This is a genomic window from Trinickia sp. HAY1-2D, from assembly GCF_056754935.1.
The window spans coordinates 814,962-833,576 of record NZ_JBPGWX010000001.1; the positions used below are offsets into that span (position 1 = coordinate 814,962).

General features: G+C 62.6%; 18 protein-coding genes. 11 read left to right on the forward strand and 7 right to left on the reverse strand.

What is annotated here, in order from left to right; genetic code table 11:
- Positions 1-2: 2 nt before the first annotated feature.
- The 3 genes from ACR9ZC_RS03575 (at position 3) to ACR9ZC_RS03585 (ending at position 1,167) form a co-directional block, all read left to right on the forward strand.
- Complete coding sequence (locus ACR9ZC_RS03575; protein ID WP_331567169.1) at positions 3-251, forward strand: type III secretion protein; 249 nt, start codon at positions 3-5, stop codon at positions 249-251.
- Positions 252-398: 147 nt separating this feature from the next.
- Positions 399-569, forward strand: a complete 171-nt coding sequence (locus tag ACR9ZC_RS03580; protein ID WP_331567171.1) for a hypothetical protein — start codon at positions 399-401, stop codon at positions 567-569.
- Positions 570-708: 139 nt separating this feature from the next.
- Positions 709-1,167 (forward strand): CesT family type III secretion system chaperone, encoded by a 459-nt coding sequence (locus tag ACR9ZC_RS03585; protein WP_481579155.1) that lies wholly within the window; start codon positions 709-711, stop codon positions 1,165-1,167.
- A 99-nt stretch (positions 1,168-1,266) separates the two neighbouring features.
- On the opposite strand, the gene ACR9ZC_RS03590 is transcribed toward ACR9ZC_RS03585, so the two are convergent.
- A complete protein-coding gene (locus ACR9ZC_RS03590; protein ID WP_481579156.1) occupies positions 1,267-1,851 on the reverse strand; it encodes a hypothetical protein in 585 nt (194 codons plus the stop codon).
- 235 nt (positions 1,852-2,086) lie between these two features.
- Between ACR9ZC_RS03590 and ACR9ZC_RS03595 the strand changes: the two genes are divergently transcribed.
- From ACR9ZC_RS03595 to ACR9ZC_RS03605, 3 genes are all read left to right on the forward strand, one after another.
- Complete coding sequence (locus ACR9ZC_RS03595; RefSeq protein WP_481579157.1) at positions 2,087-2,698, forward strand: GNAT family N-acetyltransferase; 612 nt, start codon at positions 2,087-2,089, stop codon at positions 2,696-2,698.
- Between the two features lie 151 nt (positions 2,699-2,849).
- Positions 2,850-6,284, forward strand: coding sequence for an autotransporter (locus tag ACR9ZC_RS03600; protein WP_481579158.1), 3,435 nt, complete (start codon positions 2,850-2,852; stop codon positions 6,282-6,284).
- A 351-nt stretch (positions 6,285-6,635) separates the two neighbouring features.
- Positions 6,636-7,442: a hypothetical protein gene (locus ACR9ZC_RS03605; RefSeq protein WP_481579159.1), complete on the forward strand. Its 807-nt coding sequence runs from the start codon at positions 6,636-6,638 to the stop codon at positions 7,440-7,442.
- A gap of 91 nt (positions 7,443-7,533) precedes the next feature.
- On the opposite strand, the gene ACR9ZC_RS03610 is transcribed toward ACR9ZC_RS03605, so the two are convergent.
- Both ACR9ZC_RS03610 and ACR9ZC_RS03615 read right to left on the reverse strand, forming a co-directional pair.
- Complete coding sequence (locus ACR9ZC_RS03610) at positions 7,534-8,445, reverse strand: helix-turn-helix transcriptional regulator (protein WP_481579160.1); 912 nt, start codon at positions 8,443-8,445, stop codon at positions 7,534-7,536.
- Between the two features lie 134 nt (positions 8,446-8,579).
- Entirely contained in the window at positions 8,580-9,425 is an 846-nt protein-coding gene (locus tag ACR9ZC_RS03615) for a helix-turn-helix transcriptional regulator (RefSeq protein WP_331567185.1), read from the reverse strand.
- A gap of 779 nt (positions 9,426-10,204) precedes the next feature.
- On the opposite strand from ACR9ZC_RS03615, the gene ACR9ZC_RS03620 reads away from it, so the two are divergent.
- Positions 10,205-11,005 (forward strand): hypothetical protein, encoded by an 801-nt coding sequence (locus tag ACR9ZC_RS03620; protein ID WP_481579161.1) that lies wholly within the window; start codon positions 10,205-10,207, stop codon positions 11,003-11,005.
- Positions 10,960-11,325, forward strand: coding sequence for a hypothetical protein (locus tag ACR9ZC_RS03625; RefSeq protein WP_481579162.1), 366 nt, complete (start codon positions 10,960-10,962; stop codon positions 11,323-11,325). The genes ACR9ZC_RS03620 and ACR9ZC_RS03625 overlap by 46 nt, the downstream gene beginning before the upstream one ends.
- A 125-nt stretch (positions 11,326-11,450) precedes the next feature.
- Here the strand turns inward: ACR9ZC_RS03625 and ACR9ZC_RS03630 are convergent, their stop codons facing one another.
- The 3 genes from ACR9ZC_RS03630 to ACR9ZC_RS03640 all read right to left on the reverse strand — a co-directional run bounded on the left by ACR9ZC_RS03630 (position 11,451) and on the right by ACR9ZC_RS03640 (position 15,481).
- Positions 11,451-11,930, reverse strand: a complete 480-nt coding sequence (locus ACR9ZC_RS03630) for a lytic transglycosylase domain-containing protein (RefSeq protein ID WP_481579708.1) — start codon at positions 11,928-11,930, stop codon at positions 11,451-11,453.
- Positions 11,931-12,191: 261 nt separating this feature from the next.
- Positions 12,192-13,640 (reverse strand): helix-turn-helix transcriptional regulator, encoded by a 1,449-nt coding sequence (locus tag ACR9ZC_RS03635; protein WP_331567189.1) that lies wholly within the window; start codon positions 13,638-13,640, stop codon positions 12,192-12,194.
- Positions 13,641-14,080: 440 nt separating this feature from the next.
- Positions 14,081-15,481 (reverse strand): tryptophanase, encoded by a 1,401-nt coding sequence (locus ACR9ZC_RS03640; protein WP_481579163.1) that lies wholly within the window; start codon positions 15,479-15,481, stop codon positions 14,081-14,083.
- 387 nt (positions 15,482-15,868) lie between these two features.
- Here ACR9ZC_RS03640 and ACR9ZC_RS03645 point away from each other — a divergent pair, with 387 nt between their 5' ends.
- From ACR9ZC_RS03645 to ACR9ZC_RS03655, 3 genes are all read left to right on the forward strand, one after another.
- Positions 15,869-16,555, forward strand: coding sequence for a glycine zipper 2TM domain-containing protein (locus tag ACR9ZC_RS03645; protein WP_481579164.1), 687 nt, complete (start codon positions 15,869-15,871; stop codon positions 16,553-16,555).
- Positions 16,556-16,664: 109 nt separating this feature from the next.
- Positions 16,665-17,099 (forward strand): hypothetical protein, encoded by a 435-nt coding sequence (locus ACR9ZC_RS03650; protein ID WP_481579165.1) that lies wholly within the window; start codon positions 16,665-16,667, stop codon positions 17,097-17,099.
- 82 nt (positions 17,100-17,181) lie between these two features.
- On the forward strand, positions 17,182-17,505 hold the full coding sequence (locus tag ACR9ZC_RS03655) for a hypothetical protein (RefSeq protein WP_331567195.1): 324 nt from the start codon (positions 17,182-17,184) through the stop codon (positions 17,503-17,505).
- 104 nt (positions 17,506-17,609) lie between these two features.
- On the opposite strand, the gene ACR9ZC_RS03660 is transcribed toward ACR9ZC_RS03655, so the two are convergent.
- Positions 17,610-18,263, reverse strand: a complete 654-nt coding sequence (locus tag ACR9ZC_RS03660; RefSeq protein WP_481579166.1) for a peroxiredoxin — start codon at positions 18,261-18,263, stop codon at positions 17,610-17,612.
- Positions 18,264-18,615 lie beyond the last annotated feature (352 nt).

The following is an 18,615-nucleotide window of genomic DNA, read 5'->3' on the forward strand; positions in this document are numbered from 1 at the left end:
AAATGTACGAGCCAATCGAAGCCTGTGCGACCGACTTCAACGAATTTCAGCGAATCCTCGCGGATCCGTCGCCGGAAAGCTCGGCGCGCATCGAAGGCTTCCGTGTCGCGCTGGAAGCGACCGCTGCGAACATCGGCAAGGCGACGGGAGCGAACGAAATGGAGCGCAACCAACTGGCGCAGCTGTATCGCGGCATGCTGGCGGCGAGCAGGATCGTGGCGCACTTGCAGGAAAAACGTGGCGCGGCTTGAGGCTGTCGCGGCCACTCCCGGGTGCGCCTTGCCAGCGCATACGGATAGAGGCTTGCTCGCGGTGGCGGCGATCCCGATCGCACGCAGCCGGGGCGGCAATTCATATCACTTGTTAAAGGAGGTAAGACTATGGTAGCCGGAGCAGCTATGGGTCAGTCTGCCGACGCCGTTGCGTCGATGGCAGGCATCACCGCGGCGTCGAACATGGCCACCAAGGCCACGGCGCTCATGAACCTGAGCCAGTCGCTGACGTCTGCGGTGGCGAGCATGGCCAAGGGTATGGGCAGCAACGTGAAGGACGCCGCCCGCCCTACCTGATCGCTTTGCTCAGGGCATGTAATTCACCGGTGCGCGGCTTGTCCGCGTACCGGGTTTCCGTCTTGCCGTTCCTTCTCGCCGCCGTCCCTTCCAGTCGCGAGCGCCCGCCGGCGCGCTGCGGCCGCGCTCAACGCACTCTATGTCCAGCTCCGAACGATACGCGCAACTGGTTCGAGACCTTTGCTACACCGTCGGCTTGCCCGACGCGGAGCATGTGCTTCGCACACGCTCGATCGAAGTCGAAGGATTCGATGTACGGCTCGAGTATTTCGAGAACGATCTGGAGGCGATCTACGCGAATTTCCATTACGGCACGGTGACGGCCGGCCGGACGCTCGTCGTGTTCCGGCTGATGCTCGAGGCCAATCTGCTCATTTACGCGCAGGATCAGGCACAGCTAGGGCTCGATATGGACACGGGGGGCATCGTGTTGATTTTGCGGCTGCCGATGACACCCGATGTAAACGGCGGCGTGTTGGCCGACTTGCTCGCGCACTACGCGGAGCACGGCCGCTATTGGCGGCAGAACATCATCGAATCGACGGATGAGATGTTCGAGGGAATCGTGGCGGGGGAGTACGTCTGGTTGCGGGCTTAGTGTTTTCCATGGGCCGTTGCTAATGCAATTCGTCGGCCCGGCAGACTGGCCTGAAGGGCAATTTCGCCGCCTTCCAGGCCGCACCCTGCTTGTCGCAGGTTAGCCCTTCGCCGCTTCCCGGATCATTTCCCCCATCCGGGTGATGAAGGCGGCTTTCGCGCCAGTGAGTTCCATGTCACGCCGCATGCCGGCTACTTTCAATTGGTCGTCCATGTTTTGCTCGCCCGCTCGGACGAACTCGTCCATGTCCTTGGCGAGGTCTGGGCGCGGCCGCTCGGTCGAAGGGCGATCTGCGTGATGCTCGTAATCGCCGCCGCTACCTTCGATGATCCGATAGGGCGCAAGCACCCGCGGCTCAACCGCGCGATCCAGCCTGTCCAGCCCGAGCGTGTGAGTGGGAACCCGGAGAACCGGAAGCATGGGCGGCTCGGCGAAAGCAGTGCGCGATGCGCTGAAACGGGCGGGCGGTACGACTTCGCCTGTCAACACGGTATGCGTGGCCTCGCTGCCAAGCTTGCCCGTCCTTCGTGCGGGCAGCAGCTCGAGCGCCCCGCCACCGCTCATCCGGGACGGCGCCGGGTTGGTCGACTGATTTGCGTCGGAACTACGGCTCGCTCCGGAATCAGGGGTGACGTGCGATACCTGCCCGCCACTGGTGACGCTGAATGTGCTCTGGTTTGCCATGATCTGCATCTCCCATGAAGTGAGGCGTGGCCACGCGCCACCGCTTAGTGATGCACTTTATAACCGCCAGCCGGCCGGCAGAAGGCCCACCGCGAAGCATTGACCCGCGACCCGAACTCTCGCCGATTGACGGACACGCGCATTCGTTTCGCCCCACTGCGCTTTGCTTCGCACTCGCCCCGTCCGAGAAGGCTCGACACCGCAGAATTGACCGGAATGCCGTAGGAGTCGCCATATGATGCCGTTCCGCCCCCCGCAGTTGATCGAATCGGATGAAATTTTGTTGCGGCCGCCCGCCCCCGAGGACGCCCAGGCGTTGTTCGATGAAATGCTCAGCGACGCGGAAACGATGCGCTATCTCCCGTTTCCCCGGCATACGACGCTCGACGACACGCTCGCGTACATCGAAGAATCGCGCCGTGGCTGGGAAAGCGGCTCATTGCTCCGCTGGTTGCTCGTCGACAAGGCCACCGGCAATCTGACCGCACTGATTCAACTCGAACCGCGCCCGCCGCGCGCCGAAATCGGTGTAATCATCAGCCGCCAGGGCGGCAGCCGAAAGCGCCGCGCCGGCCTACAGGTTCTGCGCAAATTGATCAAGTGGCTGCTTGCCCAGCCCGCGATCTATCGACTCTACGCATGCTGCGCGACAGACGGTCCCGCGCAAAGTGCCATGGAACGCCTGGGTTTCGTGCTGGAGGCCAAGCTCACGAACTATGAATCCCGGCCCAACATGGGTGTAGTCGTGGGCGACAGCTATCTGTACGTGATGACGCGCTCCGCCGCTGTCCCACCTGCGACGCCAGCCACGCGGTGGCTCGCCTCGGCAGAGGAAACTACGGCATAACGCGGGGTGTTGCGCCGCGGCACGCGCGACCACCCCGCGTTATGCGCGCTTCGTGTTCCAGCGCAATACTTCGCGTGGCGCGCATCCACGTGACAGGTGCTGTCACATCGGAACGACATAGTGCAATGCGGATCAACTCTCGCGCATTGCCATGGCGAATCACCGCCGAGTTCACTGCTTCTCGCCGTCCCAATCGAATGCGAATGAACAAACGGAATCGCGCGGGGCTGCCGTCAGCGCGTCGCCGTCCGCCGCAGCGCAACCGAACGGGCCGCTCGCGCGGCTGAAGCACGCGTTCGACAGCTTCCGACAGGTCGAGCGCGCGCGCACAACCGATGTGAGCAGCGCGCTCTTTCATCGCAGCCGCTCCGGCCGCACGTGGAGCCCGTGGCACTTTACCCGCCACGACCGGGAGCAGGATCATGCGGATCGCCTGCCGCCGCTGCCCTCGCGTTCGCACAGAACAGAGCCGGACGGGGCGAAGACGCTTGCGAAATCCGCGATCGCCCGAACTCTCTCGGCCGAGCCTTCGGACAGCCTCGGTGTCGCTACCCCACCGGAGGCGCAAACACCGGAAGGATCCGATGCGCTCCGCTTTGCCCGCAGTGTGCGCGACTCCCTCGCCGCCGAACTCACGGTCTCGCCCTTGCACGGGGAGGAGCTTGATCGCTTTGCCGCGCGGCTCTCTGGCATCGCATCGCTCGATGGCGCTTCGCCGGTCGCTCAGGCTCGCACGCACCTGTTTGCCTGCGCCGTACGAGCGGCCGGCGCGCGGGACGTATGGTTTGCCGAACGGATGCTGCAGCACATCGCCGCGCTCGATTTCGATGCCCCGCACCGGCGCACAGCCGCTAATGACGAAGAGCGTCGCGCGTGGCATGTAGTGCGACAGCTCTCACGCTCGAGCCTCGGATTCTCGATGATCGAGCACATTCGCACGGCCGCCGGCACGCCATTCAGAGATCGAACGCATCGCTTCGCGGTCAGAACCCTCCTCGAAAGCGCGCAGGCCCTCGACTATGCCCCTGGCGATATCCGCGGCGTATCGTGGCGGGACTACTCCCCGGGCGCGGTCAGCGCCCGCAATACGGCGGCGCCGCTCGACACCGAAGAACCGGGCCCCACCGCGCTCGCCAAGCGAGCCTTCGATGCCGCGCGCGCGGTGCTCGAACACGGCCCCGATTCCCTTACCCCGGACCAATGTGGCGCGTTGCTGGCCTGGCGGCAAGGTTTTTGCGAAGACGGACGGCACAGCGAGTTTTCGCAAGCACGCGAGCGGCTGCACAAGTTCGTGACCAAGACGATTCCACGCGTGGAAGAAAACCGCTGGAAGACACTGCTTCCGCGCATGCTGTTCGGCGCGCATACCTCACCGCTGTCGGCACTCCAATTCGGCACGCGCGGCGTGCCGCGCCAGACGATCGAACGCGAACAGGCAGCGCTCAAGCGGAAAACGAGCGAAACGCTCGTACAGATGAAGGATAGCGCGGCCGTCGAACCCTCCGCGGTCCTGACGCATTCACGCGCGCCGCGCAACGCCGGCGCGCGGGCTGCGCGGCAACTCTATGTCGAACACCGCGACGCGTCGATCCGGGAGAAAACGCGTGCGGCACTCTCGCGGTTGATCGCCAGGATCCAACCATCGCGGAGCAGCCTGCTCGCGCACGTCCGCACTCGAAGCTCGGTGGTCGAGCTCGCCGCGCTGCAGGTATGGCTCGATCGCGGTGGGTTTCCGGGCGGACACCCCGATCCGGCCGCGCTGGTCGACATCGCGAAGCGCGCGCACGCTATTGGCCAATCGCTCGCTACTTCACCTGGCATGCTCACGAAAGAAGGAACCGCGCATCGCAAGCTCGAACGTCTTTTCGAAGCGACGGCATCGTGGCAAAAAATGTCCGGCGATCAGTTGGCAAAAACGAAACCGTTCAGCCGCCTGGCTAAACAACCTTTCGACGTCATACGGCTCGCGGCTTGGGGAAAGGTGGCGCACGTGCCCGAGGACGATCCGTTCTGGCTCGAAGTGCAGGATCTGCTCGCGCTCGAGAATCCATCTCCGGCCGCCGGGGCACGCGATATCGCCTCCGTCCGCTCGACGTTGACCGAGGTCATCATGGGTTTGCAGTCCGGACAGCGGTTGCGTCTGAGCGATGGCGGCCATCAGGGTGTCAGTACGCGCGGCCTGAACGGGACCACGAAGTTGTTCTTCGGCGGAGTCGGGATACCCGTGTCGCCACGCCTCGACCTGCGGGCGTCGCGCACGCGTGAAGCGATCGTCGAGGTGAGCCGCTCGACGCACGGCGTCGAGTTGTTCATCGGCAGGGCCGACGGCACCGACCGTCATGTCGGCGCGGGTCTGCTGGTCGGATACGACATCGACGTCGGCCTGACGTCCCTGCGCGCCGGGCTCGTGACGAACGCGACGCTGCATGCCCATGAAATCAGCCGGCCACGCGGCGTGTCGATCCGCGTCGCGAGACGAATCAAACCGGACGACTCGGGCTATGACGACCAAGCCATGCGCGCCAAGCTCGCCGAGATCAACGACTTTCTTTTCAGCGAGGCCGGAGCTGCGCCTGGCGGCGGGCCGAACGGTCTCTGGAACCGTCTTGCCGAACGCTATTGGAACGATCCCGATATATCGATCAGTTGGACCGATGGCGTGAGCGACACGAAACGGCGCGGCGTGACCGTCGACGTCACAGCGACCGTCGAGTTCTACGAATTGGGCGTCGACGGCCCGAACGACCCCGGCGATCTCACGCTGCGAGGGGGGCCGTCGGCCGGTATCGGCCGGCAAACCTCGCGGCAAACGAGCGATTCGGTAGAGCGAAGCGGCTCGCTGCGAGTGGAGCACCATCGTGTCGGCACCGGATCGTTCTGGCAGGAACGCCAGGGCGTCGCGCCCGGCTTCGCCCATCCGTTGTCGGCAACCGGGCACGAAAGCATCGGCCTTTTCTCGATCGATACGCTGGTGAGGACAAGGAAGCTCGACCAGCGCAATACGTCGGCGAAGCTGCAACTCGTTCGCGAAGAAGAACGACTCGTTCACCGCGCATGCCTTGTCGACATCGAGTACTCGAACGTCCAGGCGTATGTCAGCGCGCTTCAGGACTCGCGCAAGGAATTACTGCAACTCTTGCTCGCCTCCGAAAACATGAATGTCCGGGTAGGCGGCGCAAATTCCACCGAACCGCCCGCGCAGGCAATCGCTCGCGCCAATCAGCGGATCAACGCCCATCTTGCCGATGTCCTCGTCAATCGCAGCCCGCACCTGACCTATGTGCTGCGGCACCGGCTACGCAAGCACGCCGCCGAGGCGCTGGACGCGAACGACGCACGGCTCTCTCAAGCGGGCGAGGACCTTGCGCTCAGGAAGCGGATCGAGGCAGACAACGAACGCATTCTGAGCGATCGCAGCTCGTGGATGCTCGTGGAGCTGAAGGTCAGAGAGCGCACCACGCGTTCCCGCAGTATCGGCCCGAACGCGATCGCGCGGTTGAATACGCGCACCAGCGCGACCGGCGACCGCGAAATCATCGTCGAGAATGTGCCGTTCCAGGTGCTGGAAGCGCTCGATCCGGCCTGATCCGGCGGCCGCAATCGTCGAAGGTTCGTTTGATCGACGTGAGGTTCGCCTGAGGTGCACCCCGCATCCCCATCAAGCCCGACAATCGCCTACGTGAAATGTCAGGCGATAGACGGGAGGTTCCTCATGCGCACCGGCAACTTTCAGGGTGGCAACGGATGGCCAGGCGGCGTCGGCTCACAACAGCCGGGATGGGGTGCGCCTCATGCTCCCGGGCCGGGCGCCGGCCAGCGTTTCGGCCCACAGCCCAGCGCCCAGCCTGCATCCGGTTCGTTACTCGGAGGCTTGCGTGATTTGCTGCATCTGCCAGGACGCTCACACGCGCACGATCCCTTCGCAAATGCGACGCATATGGCCGACGGCGGCACAAACGCTCGCGGAGGCTGGCAGTACGCAGGCGGGGGCCGCGCGGTTTGGACCGGCCCATATCAAGGCGATACGCTCACGGCACAACAATACAAAACGCTGGAAAGGGCATTCGCTATTCCCGCTGCGTTGGCAGTTGGCTCTTTCGGCCCGCTTGCCGGGATTTTTACGTACTTCGGCATGCGCCGCGATCTTCGCAAATCGATGGACTACCTGTCGACGCTCGGGAACGAAACCAAGCGGGCGTCAAGCGGTTCGCCGTATAGCAGCGCGGCGCTTCCCTATATGCCGTATATGCCCTACCCCATGATGAACATGCCGGGCATCTGGGGCCCAGCCGCGATGGCGTCGACCATGGACCCGTGGTGCTCGGGAATGGGGGGGCCGTACGGATACGGCATGGCGGGTATGGGCTTTCCCTATCCCGTGCCGTATCCCTATCCTGTCCCGTCGGGCCCGAGCACCGCAAGGCAGCCCCCCGACTCGCAATTCGGCAACGCACGGTTCGCTGTCTCCCCCGATGGCAGGGCTACCGACAGCCAAGGCAAAGAACGCTTGCGGCTGCGCGATGTGGGCGATTCCTGGGATAAGGTGTTCCCCAATAGGTCGTCCAGGGTGGGTGTCGATTTTCAATACTTCATCTTGCAAGGGAAGATCCGCCAGTCGCCTGGCGCTGACCCGAGGTCGGTTGCCGAGGACCTCCGGCAGTTGGACACGTTCTACCAGCAAGCACTGCAGCATCTCGACCGCCCCAACGCGGCGCACACCGATCACGACTCATTGCGGGTATAGCGCGCAGTGCGTTATCGGCAACCGCGGCGGCCGCGTGAATGTGCAAAGCGGCCGCTCCACCGAAGGGCGGACCGCTTATGCATCATTTTCGTCACGCTCCTTGGGTCTGTGCCGCCACGAACGCAAGATGGCTGCGATTGAGCGCTTTGTATTTGTCGCGCAGCTGGCGTAAATGGTAGTCGACGTTATGTGCCGTCGTATCGAGACGACTGGCGATCTCCTTATCGGAGAGGCCCAGCACGAGCAGGCTCAGAATCCGTTGCTGAAGCTGCGACAATAGACCTGCCGCTTCTCGTCTTCCCATCGCTTTGATGTACGCGGAGCAACGCTGATGCACTGACAAGCCGAGTGCGAGCGACTGCGCGAGCACGTTGTCCGTCATCCATGCCATGTTGTGGCGCGGCGACGCGAAGCTGATGATCGAGCGGATCGTCGTGTTGGAAATCGACACGCCGAAACTCAGTCCGCTGCAAGCGCCCTTTTCCCGCATCTGGTCGACAATGGGTTGGAAACGCATGTAGTCGCCGTTTTTGCGCCACGTCGTGACGAGACTCTTGAGATCCCAGACGTGGGGCACGTCGCTCACGAGTGCGGCCCGCAAGTGGCTGTCCCGCTCGAGAAAACCGGCCTCGAGTAATTGAGTCGCGATATTCGTGGTCAGATAGTTACGCAACAGATACACGCGCTGCACGCGGCCACGTTTGTCCGTTTTGACAGCGAGATAAGCGAGCCCCCCATAGCCCAGCATGCGTAAAAGCGTACGCACGAGCCGCACGCGCTCCTCGGCGTTGCGTGCGGCACCGAGCTCCACGGCAATATCCGTTTCCCGGCCGAGTTCGTCACCTCGGATCATCGACGCGATTTCCGCTTCGTCGACATAGCAAAGTTCCGGACCTGCGGACCCGGCATCGGATTCAGGTTCGTCTCGCTCCAGTAATGCCGTGTCAACTCGATCTTGTACCAGAAAGCCCTCGGGCTCTCTCACCACGTCTTGGTACGACATTCGTACTCCTCATCGTTGCAGCGGACAGACACATCCCCCCGCGCATCGAACGATGCGGCAGCATTCCCGTAGTCAGTGGTAGATATCCGCGGGCTCGCTGCCCGGTATTTGATTATGGCAATTGCGCGACGTGTTCAATCGTCGAGAATCCGCCCGGCAATGTAGGCCAATTGGACGCGGTTGAGCGCATCGAAGCGCTTCTCGAGCTGACGTAAATGATAAGCGACGGTATGGACCGACATCGACATTTGTTCGGCAATCTCGCGATTGCTCAGCCCCTGCGAGACGCAGCGAAGCATGCTGCGCTGAACGTCCGTCGGAACGGAGATTTGCCAATCAGGCAAGAGTTGGTCGATGCGCGGCTCGATGAACGAATGCAGCGACACGCCGATCGCGTACGCCTCGCCGATCGTCGCATCCGTAATCCAGCGGCGATCGGGCTGTGCACTGGAAAGTGTCACGATGGCATGCTCGAACGGACGTTCGGTCTGAAGACCGAACGTGACGCCGCTCTGTGCGCCGACCTGAACCGCACCTGCGACGAAGCGTTTCGCCGCGGCGGCGCCCACGCGGCTGGTGTGTTGACCGAAAAGCGTCTGGAGATCCCATGCCAGCGGCCAATCGAAGCGGCATGCGAAATCGATGCGTGGGTCGGTATCGAAAAAAGCATCGCGATTGAAGCGCTCGGCCCAACCCGGCGGCGAATAGGTATCGAACCACGCCAACGCGCCTACGCGTTCTCCAACCCGCTGAATCAACCAATAGCAGAGCCAGTCGAACCCCGCTTTGTGAATGGCACTGCTCGTGAGATGGCGGCGAACGGTCAGGTCCTCGTAACAGCCAAGGTCCGTCAGCAGCGCTGACTCCCGCGTGGTTCCAGGCTGCCACGCTTGAATTCCCTCCTCTACAGGCTGGCCGTCGAGCTGCCTGTCGCCGAACGTGACTACGACGGCGCGGCGCTTCTTTATCCCGCTCATCATTGGTTTCCACCCATCCGAAAAATTGCCGCGACGGATCTTGCCATCGATCCTCCACACTGTTCGTCAGTCGCGCCCGCGATCGGGGGCGCACCGCGCCTGTGCAGCCATCGCTCTTTAAAGTTGACTACTCATTCTCGATGCTGGGCGCTTTGCCACACTGACATTCTAGGAAACGTGCATGGGCTGCAATACATAAGCTCTCGTCAGGTCGCCGCGGACAGACCGCTCGATCCTACGTTTTTTTGGGATGGCCGCACGCGTTTGGCAATCGCGGCCGGTCCGAATCTACACTTCCTCGAAAATCGATGCAAACGCAACCATCTGTGCGGAGATCGAAAACCACTGACTGGTGGCCTGAAAATTCGTGTTCCTCGCCGATGCTTCGCAAAGTCGCTTCGACGCTTTACGCGCTGCTCTAGTATCGCGAGTGACTAACGGAGCACGAAATGGACAACCTTCGAGGTGTGGGAAACGGAAATTGGCAGCCGGGGCTTCCGGGGGATCCCCGCGGCCTTCCGGCACCGGCAACGCCGCCGTCAGGAGACGTTCCTCCTGGCACCGGTGCCACTTCGCAGCCCACCCATCCGGCGTTCACCGATGCGCCCCACCAGAAAGCACGGGGCAGTGAAGGAGGCCCACGAACAGGGTTCTCGGTACCTGGCGGGACGTCCTCCGAAGCCGCCAGCGCCGATCTGACGAATCGAGCCCGCGCAGTCCGGACGCTCGCGGATTTCCACGAAATACTCGGCTCGGTCGTACAGCTGCCCCCCGAGCATCAGGTGAGCCCGCTTTCCGAACTGACTGCCCGCATCCCGGCTATCGATCCCCCGAAGGATCGTCACACCGCGCTGCAGCTGGTTTGCGATACCACATCCGGTCTTCATCGGCGTACCGACTGCGGTGCGATAGTCGTGCAACTGCCGCGCGCCGCTGCTTCCCTCGGCGAAGACGAGCTCGTGTCGGGCTACATGCTGACACGCAACGCGATTTCGGCCGAACTGCGCACCGGTCGCATGAGCGCGGAAGACGTGACCGCATCGCTGATGGGCCTGGCTCGCATTCTGCCGAGCGTGCCGGACTCAGGCAGCCCCATTCAGCATGCGCGGGAAGTCCAGGGCATCATCGGCCGGCTGGAAAAGCTGCCGCTGCAAGCGCGTACGGCAACGCTCGGCTGGCTCGCCCAGATCCGGTTTTTCCTGTCGCCCGATGCAGCCGCGATCGTTAGCGATCATGCCCTGCGCGCGTTTCAGCACGGCGGTCTGAGTGACGATCAACGTCTCGCGCTTGCGGACGGTCTGATCCAGGGACTAACGGAAATGTATAACGCTGGAGCGCACGCGACCGGCCCGCGTTTCGAACAGGAATTCGTGCGACTGTACGAGGCGTCCACGCGAGAGCAAGACCCCCGCGTCCGGATGGCAATGCTCACGAAGCTGTCCGGGTTGATGGATGGTCTCTCCCCCGGGGAGCTCAAGCAATGCGCGAAGCCATTCACGCCGATCTCACAGCACTCGGCAATGCCGAACCACCGCAGATGGACGCGCAGCTTATGCAGGTGGTGGAACAGATCTTCGCGGTGATCGGGGAACGCGCGGACGCCAACTTGGCGACGCACCCCGATCCCCTGGAACGTGCCAACCTGATGAGCCAACTCGCTCAGAACATCCACGAGTTACCGAACGTCGACCAGGGCGGACCGATGACGAATCCGCGAGTCATGGTCTATATGCGCCTGGGCGCAACGATGCTCAAGGAAATGGAGCATGCGCAAAGCGACGAGCACAGAGGTGCGCTCGAGGACGTCAACCGACTGATGGTCGCCGCCCGGAGGCATCTCCAGCCCCACGAGGTCGAGGCAATCAATCAGATGTTGGTGAATGCCGGGCATACTCCCGCTTGAGCTCAAGTCTCTCCTCGCGGGAGACTTAACGGCGGGACTGCGTGGCAGAATCTTCAGCTACGCCGGACGATTACCCGGTACCGCTTCCATTCGTACTCGTTGTGCACACAACTTGTCGTGCACGATCAATCGACGGAATGCGGTGCGCCGCGATCCACGGCCAACTCCGTTTCGTGCTTTTCCGACAATACGCCCCAGCGGCGCAAGATGCCCGATATTTGCCGCGCATATTGGTCACGCAGTGCCGGCGTGGCGGAGTGATACGCCCCGACAGCCGCCCATGTGTTGCCGTATTTCAAAATCTGCCGCCGCAATTGCCAAGCTGCGATATAGATATTCTTGCATGGCGACATCAGCGCCTCGCGCCCGATACCGTAACGGGCGAGCGTCGGCAGATGAATCGTGTTGATCTGCATGACGCCGTAATCGACCGAACCGTTGGCATTGACATGCGTGGCATCGGCACGGTTGTGCGACTCCTGCCAGGCGATAGCGCGCAGCACCATGGGATTGACGTGCTGATAAGCGGCCGCGGCATCGAAACAGTCGGTCGCACGAGCGCGCGGCGAAAAGCTCATCGCGCAAGCAAAGGCGGCGCATTGCATGGCGCCCCAGGCGGCCAGCGAAATCCGCCGCGTGCCGCGCGGCGAGCGGGCGGCACGCGCGGACCGTGCTTGATGGCGAATCCTTGAAATATTCGAGCGAATGATCATGGATGGAGCGATCGAGGTTGCGTAGAACGGCAACGAGCCGATGCTGGATCATCCCCGAATCTAGCGCGCCGCTCCTGGCGGCGCGCGAAAGATATCGCCAAAACGCGAAACAATTGGAAACGACTCGAGGTCTGCTTATGCGAACGGCATGCGCTAGCGTTCGAGCGTTTCCGACGGCGCCTCGTTGAATTGCTTTCGGTAACTCGAAACAAGCGTCGAGCGGTTCTGCACACCCCATTTATTGGCGGCACCGAGAATATTGCGCTCGCTCGTGAACGGATCCTCGAGCTCGGCGCGAATGCGCTCCATGCGCTGTCGGCGGATCAGCTCCGTCGGCGACAAACCGAGGAAGTTCTTGAATGCCGTTTGCAACGCGCGTTCGGTCACGCCGATTTCGATGGCGAGCTCGCGCACCGAGAGATCGGCGCGGTCGAGGTTTTCCTGCATATATCGATAGGCGCGACGATACTTGGCCGGCAACCGGGCCCCGACGTCGTCGAGCTGCGGCGCGCGACGCGTCGTGCGGCTGACGAACGGCGCGATCGCATGCGCATCGGTGCGCAGACATTGCATCGACAACAATGCGTACCGGCTGTAGAACTGCATCGCTTCCGGTGCGCGACCCTGGACCTGCCGCAGCTTCGAGACGCAGTAGAGATATTCGAGCTGCCGGTGACCGGTCGACGTTGCATGATCGAGACGATGCAGCGGCTCGATCAGCGTTTCCGCGAGCTGGGGCGCCCCGCATGCGAGCGCGGCGAGTACGGTCTCGAGGCGCGTGGTGCGCACATACTCGTGTAACCCCGCCTGCTGGGCCCACTGGAGGTGCCGCGTGATCCCCTCCATCGCCGCACGTTCGCCGCGCACGAGCGCGCGGACATCGCGCAGATAATCGATGCGCTGCCGCAAGAGCGGCGCGCTCACGCGCAATGCGGCGCTCTCGCGCACGGAAATCGCCTCGCTCGGATCGGCTGCGCCCGCCATGCCCTCGGCAGCCTCCGAATGCCAGTACACGTGATCGCCAAGCGGATCGGCACCGCGCAGCTCTCGCTGCACGGCCAGGTCATAGCGCAGCGTCGTCACGATATCCTGCAGCCGTTGCCCGTCGCTTTCGGGCAGCGACTCGACGAAGGCACCGAGTTCTTCGAGCAGATTCAGCGCATCGCGCGCGTGGCCAAGCTGATGCAGTGCGCAGATGATGCCGAAGCGGGCGTCGAACACCTGCAGCGGATCGATTCCTGTCTCCTCCATGACGCGCGCAAAACATGACAGCGCCGTCGTGAGCCGGTGCCGAAAGAGCGCCTGCCAGCCTGCGTTTCGGCAAGAGGTCGCGCGCATGGCCTGACGCGGTGCGCGAAGCAGCTTTTGCGAGCGTCGATATTGCTCCTCGGCTTCGTCCCCAATGCCGAGCGTGCTGAGCATGTCCGCATGCAATTGCAAAAGCCAGGGCAGATCCGCATCCTGAGGATCGTCGTCCGCCCAGCGGTTCGCGTACGCGCTCGCCGCATTCAAGCTGCCTTCGCGCACTTTGTCGAGAAACGCCGCAGGCGTGCAGCGCATTCCCTGCGCTGCGACCAGCGGAAAATAGAGAGCCGGAAACATCGTGCAACTCCTCGTTGATGCACAGGTGTCGGTGCGACGCCGCGCGACCGCGTGCAGATGCGATGAATCGATCTCGCGCCGCGTGGGGAGCGGCAACACGGACCTGACACCGAGTGCATTTGCACCACTATAGAGAAGCACCTACACCACATATTCAACAAATCTGACTATCGGCGGCCATTTGAGAACTGTTGAGGATCGTCGGCGACGCTTTCCGACCATGTCCACATAGAGGAACTCGCCGCCGCGAAGTACGGAGTTCCGTAGGCTCGAACCGTTGCCTGTTCGCGTTCGATATCCACGGCCCCGCCGGCCCCGCTTCGCTCGAATCAAGCATATGTGCTGACATAGCAAGAGCGGCGACCCAATTCCGTAGGCATTCGTTTAACAACCGACGCAATTCCCGGGAGGGCGGCGGGAATAAATTTCGCAGATAAGTGTTAGGTCAACGGACGAAAGCGCGCGAGGAAATGCCGCAGCGTAGGCGGCTCCTCTTCGAACGCATAACCGCGCAGCTCGTCCGCGCGACCCTTGGCATCGATGAGCACATCCGCCACGTAGTCCATGTGATCGTTGGTATAGGTGCGCCGCGGGATGGCAAGGCGCAGCAGTTCGAAGGGCGACGGTTTCTGCCGGCCGGTCTTCGGATCGCGGCCGAGCAACAGTGAGCCAATCTCGACACCACGTACACCGCCCGAAACATAAATCTCGTTTGCGAGTGCGAGTGCGGGAAACGCTTCGGCCGGAACATGCGGCAGCATGCGCGCCGCATCGACGAATACGGCATGTCCACCGCATGGACGCTGCACCGGTACCTCCGCTTCGTCGAGACGAGAATACAAGCGTTCGACCTGCGCCACGCGATAGGCGAGCAACGTTTCATCGACCGCTTCGACAAGTCCTTGCGCAATGGCCTCGAGGTCGCGCCCGGCCAGGCCGCCATAAGTGACGAATCCCTCCATCAGCACGCACCGCGAGCGCACCGCTTCGAACAGCTCGCGATCTTCGCGGATGCAGACGAGCCCGCCGATGTTGACCATGGCATCTTTCTTGGCCGACATCGTCAACATGTCGCCGTATCGATACATCTGCGCGACGATCTCCGTAATGGACGCATTGGCGTAACCCGCTTCGCGCGACTTGATGAAAAACGCGTTCTCGCTGAACCTCGCCGAATCGATCACGACGGGAATGCCATGGCGCTGAGCAAGCTCGTAGACCGCCTTCATATTGGCGAGCGACACGGGCTGGCCGCCGCTGCTGTTGCAAGTGACCGTCGTGACGATGGCCACGACATTGCGGGGGCCATGCATCTCGATCAAGGTCTCGACTCGATCGAGATCGAAATTGCCCTTCCAGGGATCGTACGACGCCGTATCGAAAGCACGGCGTGTGAGCGCATTCAACGCCTGTGCACCGGTCAGCTCCACATGCGCAGCCGTCGTGTCGAAGTGATAGTTCGAAATGAACACGGGATCGGTCGCACCGCGCGTCGCACGCGCGCGCTCGACCAGACATGGGAAAAGCACGTGCTCGGCCCCGCGGCCTTGATGGGCCGGCACCATGTACGCATAGCCGAACAAACGCGCAACGGTTTCCTGCAGGCGGAAGTAGCTGCGCGAGCCCGCGTACGATTCATCGGCCTGCATCATCGCTGCCCATTGGCGGTCGCTCATGGCGCCCGTACCCGAGTCGGTCAGCAAATCGATATAGACGTCCTCACCGCGCAACTGGAACGGGTTGTAGCCTGCCACCCTCAACGCCTGCTCGCGCTCGGCCTGTGTCGTCTCGCGAACCGCTTCGACCATCTTGATGCGAAAAGGCGCTGGGAGTCTCTTCATGGGACGACGCTCCTTGACGATGAGTCTCGACACACAGCCCATGCCGCACATGACGACATGCGATGGACTGTCAAGGCCATTCTATGAGCCATCCGAAACGCATCGCCCTCGCCAAATCAGTAGCCATTATCGAGGTCATCGTCAGGCGCTACGAAAACGTCCGATCGACGCCGTTCTCGCCCAAGCCGCATGCCGCGCCGCAAAATCGAACCGGCTCAAGGGGTTGCGCTGCGTTTCCCGCCGATATCCACAAAGACATCCACCGAAACTGTGGATAACTCGGACGTTGGCGATGCGGCACTACAAACGCTTACAAATGTCACCGATCTACGGTCCACCGGAGAGCGCGATGCGGCGTTTTTTCAGGCAATCCCTTTGGAGACTCACATGAATACGAATCTGCCCACCGACCTCCCGCAACGCAGCCGCATCCACCCGCTCATCGCGGCAGCCGCCGTTGCGGTGGTGCTCGTCAGCGGCACCGGCATCGCCGCGATGACGGGACTCTTGCCCACCTCGCGTGCGGTGACGGTGCCGCCGCCCGAGCAGGTCGCCTCCTCCGCGCTGACGGGCGCCAGCATGCCCGTGGCGGCAGTGAACCCCGCGATCGCGCAAGGGTCGACGCAGCGCGCGGAGCCCAGCGTGCCGCGTGTGCCCCAGCACCATATCGCGCGACCGGCGCCTTCATCCGTGAACGAAAATGCGTACGGCAACGGCTCGCAAACGCGGCAGGCGGCAATCGATCCGAGCGCGGGTGAGATCGTCGCAATCAATACAGTGCAGACGCCGGAGCAGACCACCGGTGTCGGCGCCGTGGGTGGCGCCATTGCGGGCGGCTTGCTCGGCAACCAGGTGGGCGGCGGCCGCGGCCGCGTGCTGACGACGATAGCCGGTGCCGTCGGCGGCGGTCTCGCAGGCAACGGCATCGAGCACGCCGTGCGCAAGAACACGACTTATCAGGTGCAGGTGCGGATGCAAGACGGCAGCTACCGCAACTTCAGCTATCCGACACAGCCCGGTTTCCAGATCGGCGAGCATGTGCGTGTGGTCGGGGATTCGCTGAACGCGGCGTGACGAAGTGTCGGGCCGACGCGGTCAAAATTACGCAACCATCGAGAATGTGACAGTTGCGTTATCATGGCCTCTGTATTTTTGACCGGATATCCGAGGCCAGGAGACCATCGTGATCGACGCGAGTGCGTGGTTGACATCCCAGGAATATGCGCATCGTTTGTTGCGCGATGTGATGGGTGCGCACGGTCTGGTGGTTATCGGCATGGGGCGCGCCGGCGAGCGGGGCTTTCAAATGCTGTACCGGTTTTCGGACGCATGCGACGAGTTGGAAGCGAGCGGCGTCAATGTGATTTTCGTTTATCCCAAGGAATCGGCGCGCCACGTTTTCGATGCCACCTCGATCCGGGGCGCTCGCTATCGCGGCAAGGCGTGCCTTTTTCTGGATGCGGAAGGCCGGTTCTTCAGAAAGCCTGTCGACGCGCAGAGCTTGCGCGCGATTCATCTCGATCGGGATATGCGGCAGACGGTAGCCGCGGATATGCCCTTGCGCGATGCCGCGTGGGACGCGAGACTGCGCGCCTTTTTAACTGCGTGCCGCAGTTAGCGCTTCACCGCTCGCCAATTTTCCGATAGCCGGACAGCATTCAACGGCGCTACACTTTCAGCACCATCGCTGGAGAGCCGCCATGACTGATCTCGACCCGAACCGGACGTTTCGCGGGCTCCCGTTGACTCCGGAACAGGATGCTGAAATCCGCCACTACATCAAAATGCGGAAGCAGCAAGGCAAACCCTGGGAGACGCCGGAGCTTGAAGCGATGCTGCGCGACATGCTCGAGCCGCCGCTGGAAGATGACGTCGACGACGATTCCGATCCCGATTTCGGTACCACACGTCTCGCCGCGGAGCGCGCGCAGTTTTCCATCGACGACGAAATGGATCCGACGGAAGCGTCGGAGGAATTGCATGCGGCAATGGAATCCGAGGCCATGAAGCGGTTGAACCGCTAACATCCAACCGCCAGGGCCGCATCAGCCGGACGCGCGCGTGCGGATCCGGCCGGCGGCATGTGGACCTGACGACGTCCGCATGCCGCAAACCAAGCGAAGGCCGTTTATTTCGGCTGAGCCACCGTCCGCAGGTACGGCTTCAGCGTCTTGAACCCTTGCGGGTACTTCTTCTTCGCGTCCTCATTCGATACCGAAGTGGGAATGATGACGTCGTCTCCCGGTTTCCAGTTCACAGGCGTGGCCACCGAATGCGCCGCGTTGAGTTGCAGCGCGTCGAGCAGGCGCAGGACTTCGTCGAAATTGCGCCCCGCGCTCATCGGATAGACGAGCATCGCCTTCACTTTCTTGTCGGGGCCGATGATGAACACCGAGCGTACCGTGGCATTGTCGGCCGCCGTGCGCGTGCCGCCGCTCGCATTCGGATGAATCATGTCGTAGAGCTTCGCGACCTCGAGGTCCTCGCCGCCGATGAGCGGGTAGTTGACCGGATAGCCCTGGGTCTCCGCGATGTCGCCCACCCAATTCTTGTGGTCGCTGACCGGATCGACACTGAGGCCGATGATCTTCGTGTTGCGCTTGTCGAATTCCGGCTTCAGGCGCGCCATATAGCCGAGCTCCGTCGTACAAACCGGCGTGAAGTCCTTCGGGTGAGAGAACAGGATGGCCCAGCTGTTGCCGATCCACTCGTGAAACTTGATCGGCCCTTCTGTCGTTTCAGCGGTGAAATCCGGTGCATCGTCACCGATCCTGATAGTCATATCAAACCTCCTTTCGTCTGGACGTCCCTACATTGACAGGTCCTGATCCGCACAATAGCGATGCGCCGGTTCGAGCGCGAACCGGCGAGCGCAAGGCACGGGATGAGGCTCCGAATTATAGACGCCGGAGACCCCTCGTTGGGTGGGCGAGCGCACCGAACCCGAATCTGCCGCGCCGAAGGAGTGCGACGCATGGCCGCCGCTGCACTGCTGCGGTGCAATACCCCCGGGCTTTCCGCGCCCCGAGATAGTGCGCGCGGCGCGCCACCGCGCGCAAACCCAATATGCGCCATGCATTTCACCTCGCTGGCATAGCCCTTGCGTTACTCCGCCCGCGCCCTGGCAACGGTGT

Excerpts from the sequence above, each read along its gene's own strand:
- ACR9ZC_RS03575 (WP_331567169.1), top strand. The coding sequence starts at position 3 with ATGTACGAGCCAATCGAAGCCTGTGCGACCGACTTCAACGAATTTCAG.
- ACR9ZC_RS03580 (WP_331567171.1), top strand. The coding sequence starts at position 399 with ATGGGTCAGTCTGCCGACGCCGTTGCGTCGATGGCAGGCATCACCGCG.
- ACR9ZC_RS03585 (WP_481579155.1), top strand. The coding sequence starts at position 709 with ATGTCCAGCTCCGAACGATACGCGCAACTGGTTCGAGACCTTTGCTAC.
- ACR9ZC_RS03590 (WP_481579156.1), bottom strand. The coding sequence starts at position 1,851 with ATGGCAAACCAGAGCACATTCAGCGTCACCAGTGGCGGGCAGGTATCG.
- ACR9ZC_RS03595 (WP_481579157.1), top strand. The coding sequence starts at position 2,087 with ATGATGCCGTTCCGCCCCCCGCAGTTGATCGAATCGGATGAAATTTTG.
- ACR9ZC_RS03600 (WP_481579158.1), top strand. The coding sequence starts at position 2,850 with ATGGCGAATCACCGCCGAGTTCACTGCTTCTCGCCGTCCCAATCGAAT.
- ACR9ZC_RS03605 (WP_481579159.1), top strand. The coding sequence starts at position 6,636 with ATGGCCGACGGCGGCACAAACGCTCGCGGAGGCTGGCAGTACGCAGGC.
- ACR9ZC_RS03610 (WP_481579160.1), bottom strand. The coding sequence starts at position 8,445 with ATGTCGTACCAAGACGTGGTGAGAGAGCCCGAGGGCTTTCTGGTACAA.
- ACR9ZC_RS03615 (WP_331567185.1), bottom strand. The coding sequence starts at position 9,425 with ATGATGAGCGGGATAAAGAAGCGCCGCGCCGTCGTAGTCACGTTCGGC.
- ACR9ZC_RS03625 (WP_481579162.1), top strand. The coding sequence starts at position 10,960 with ATGGACGCGCAGCTTATGCAGGTGGTGGAACAGATCTTCGCGGTGATC.
- ACR9ZC_RS03630 (WP_481579708.1), bottom strand. The coding sequence starts at position 11,930 with ATGCAATGCGCCGCCTTTGCTTGCGCGATGAGCTTTTCGCCGCGCGCT.
- ACR9ZC_RS03635 (WP_331567189.1), bottom strand. The coding sequence starts at position 13,640 with ATGTTTCCGGCTCTCTATTTTCCGCTGGTCGCAGCGCAGGGAATGCGC.
- ACR9ZC_RS03640 (WP_481579163.1), bottom strand. The coding sequence starts at position 15,481 with ATGAAGAGACTCCCAGCGCCTTTTCGCATCAAGATGGTCGAAGCGGTT.
- ACR9ZC_RS03645 (WP_481579164.1), top strand. The coding sequence starts at position 15,869 with ATGAATACGAATCTGCCCACCGACCTCCCGCAACGCAGCCGCATCCAC.
- ACR9ZC_RS03655 (WP_331567195.1), top strand. The coding sequence starts at position 17,182 with ATGACTGATCTCGACCCGAACCGGACGTTTCGCGGGCTCCCGTTGACT.
- ACR9ZC_RS03660 (WP_481579166.1), bottom strand. The coding sequence starts at position 18,263 with ATGACTATCAGGATCGGTGACGATGCACCGGATTTCACCGCTGAAACG.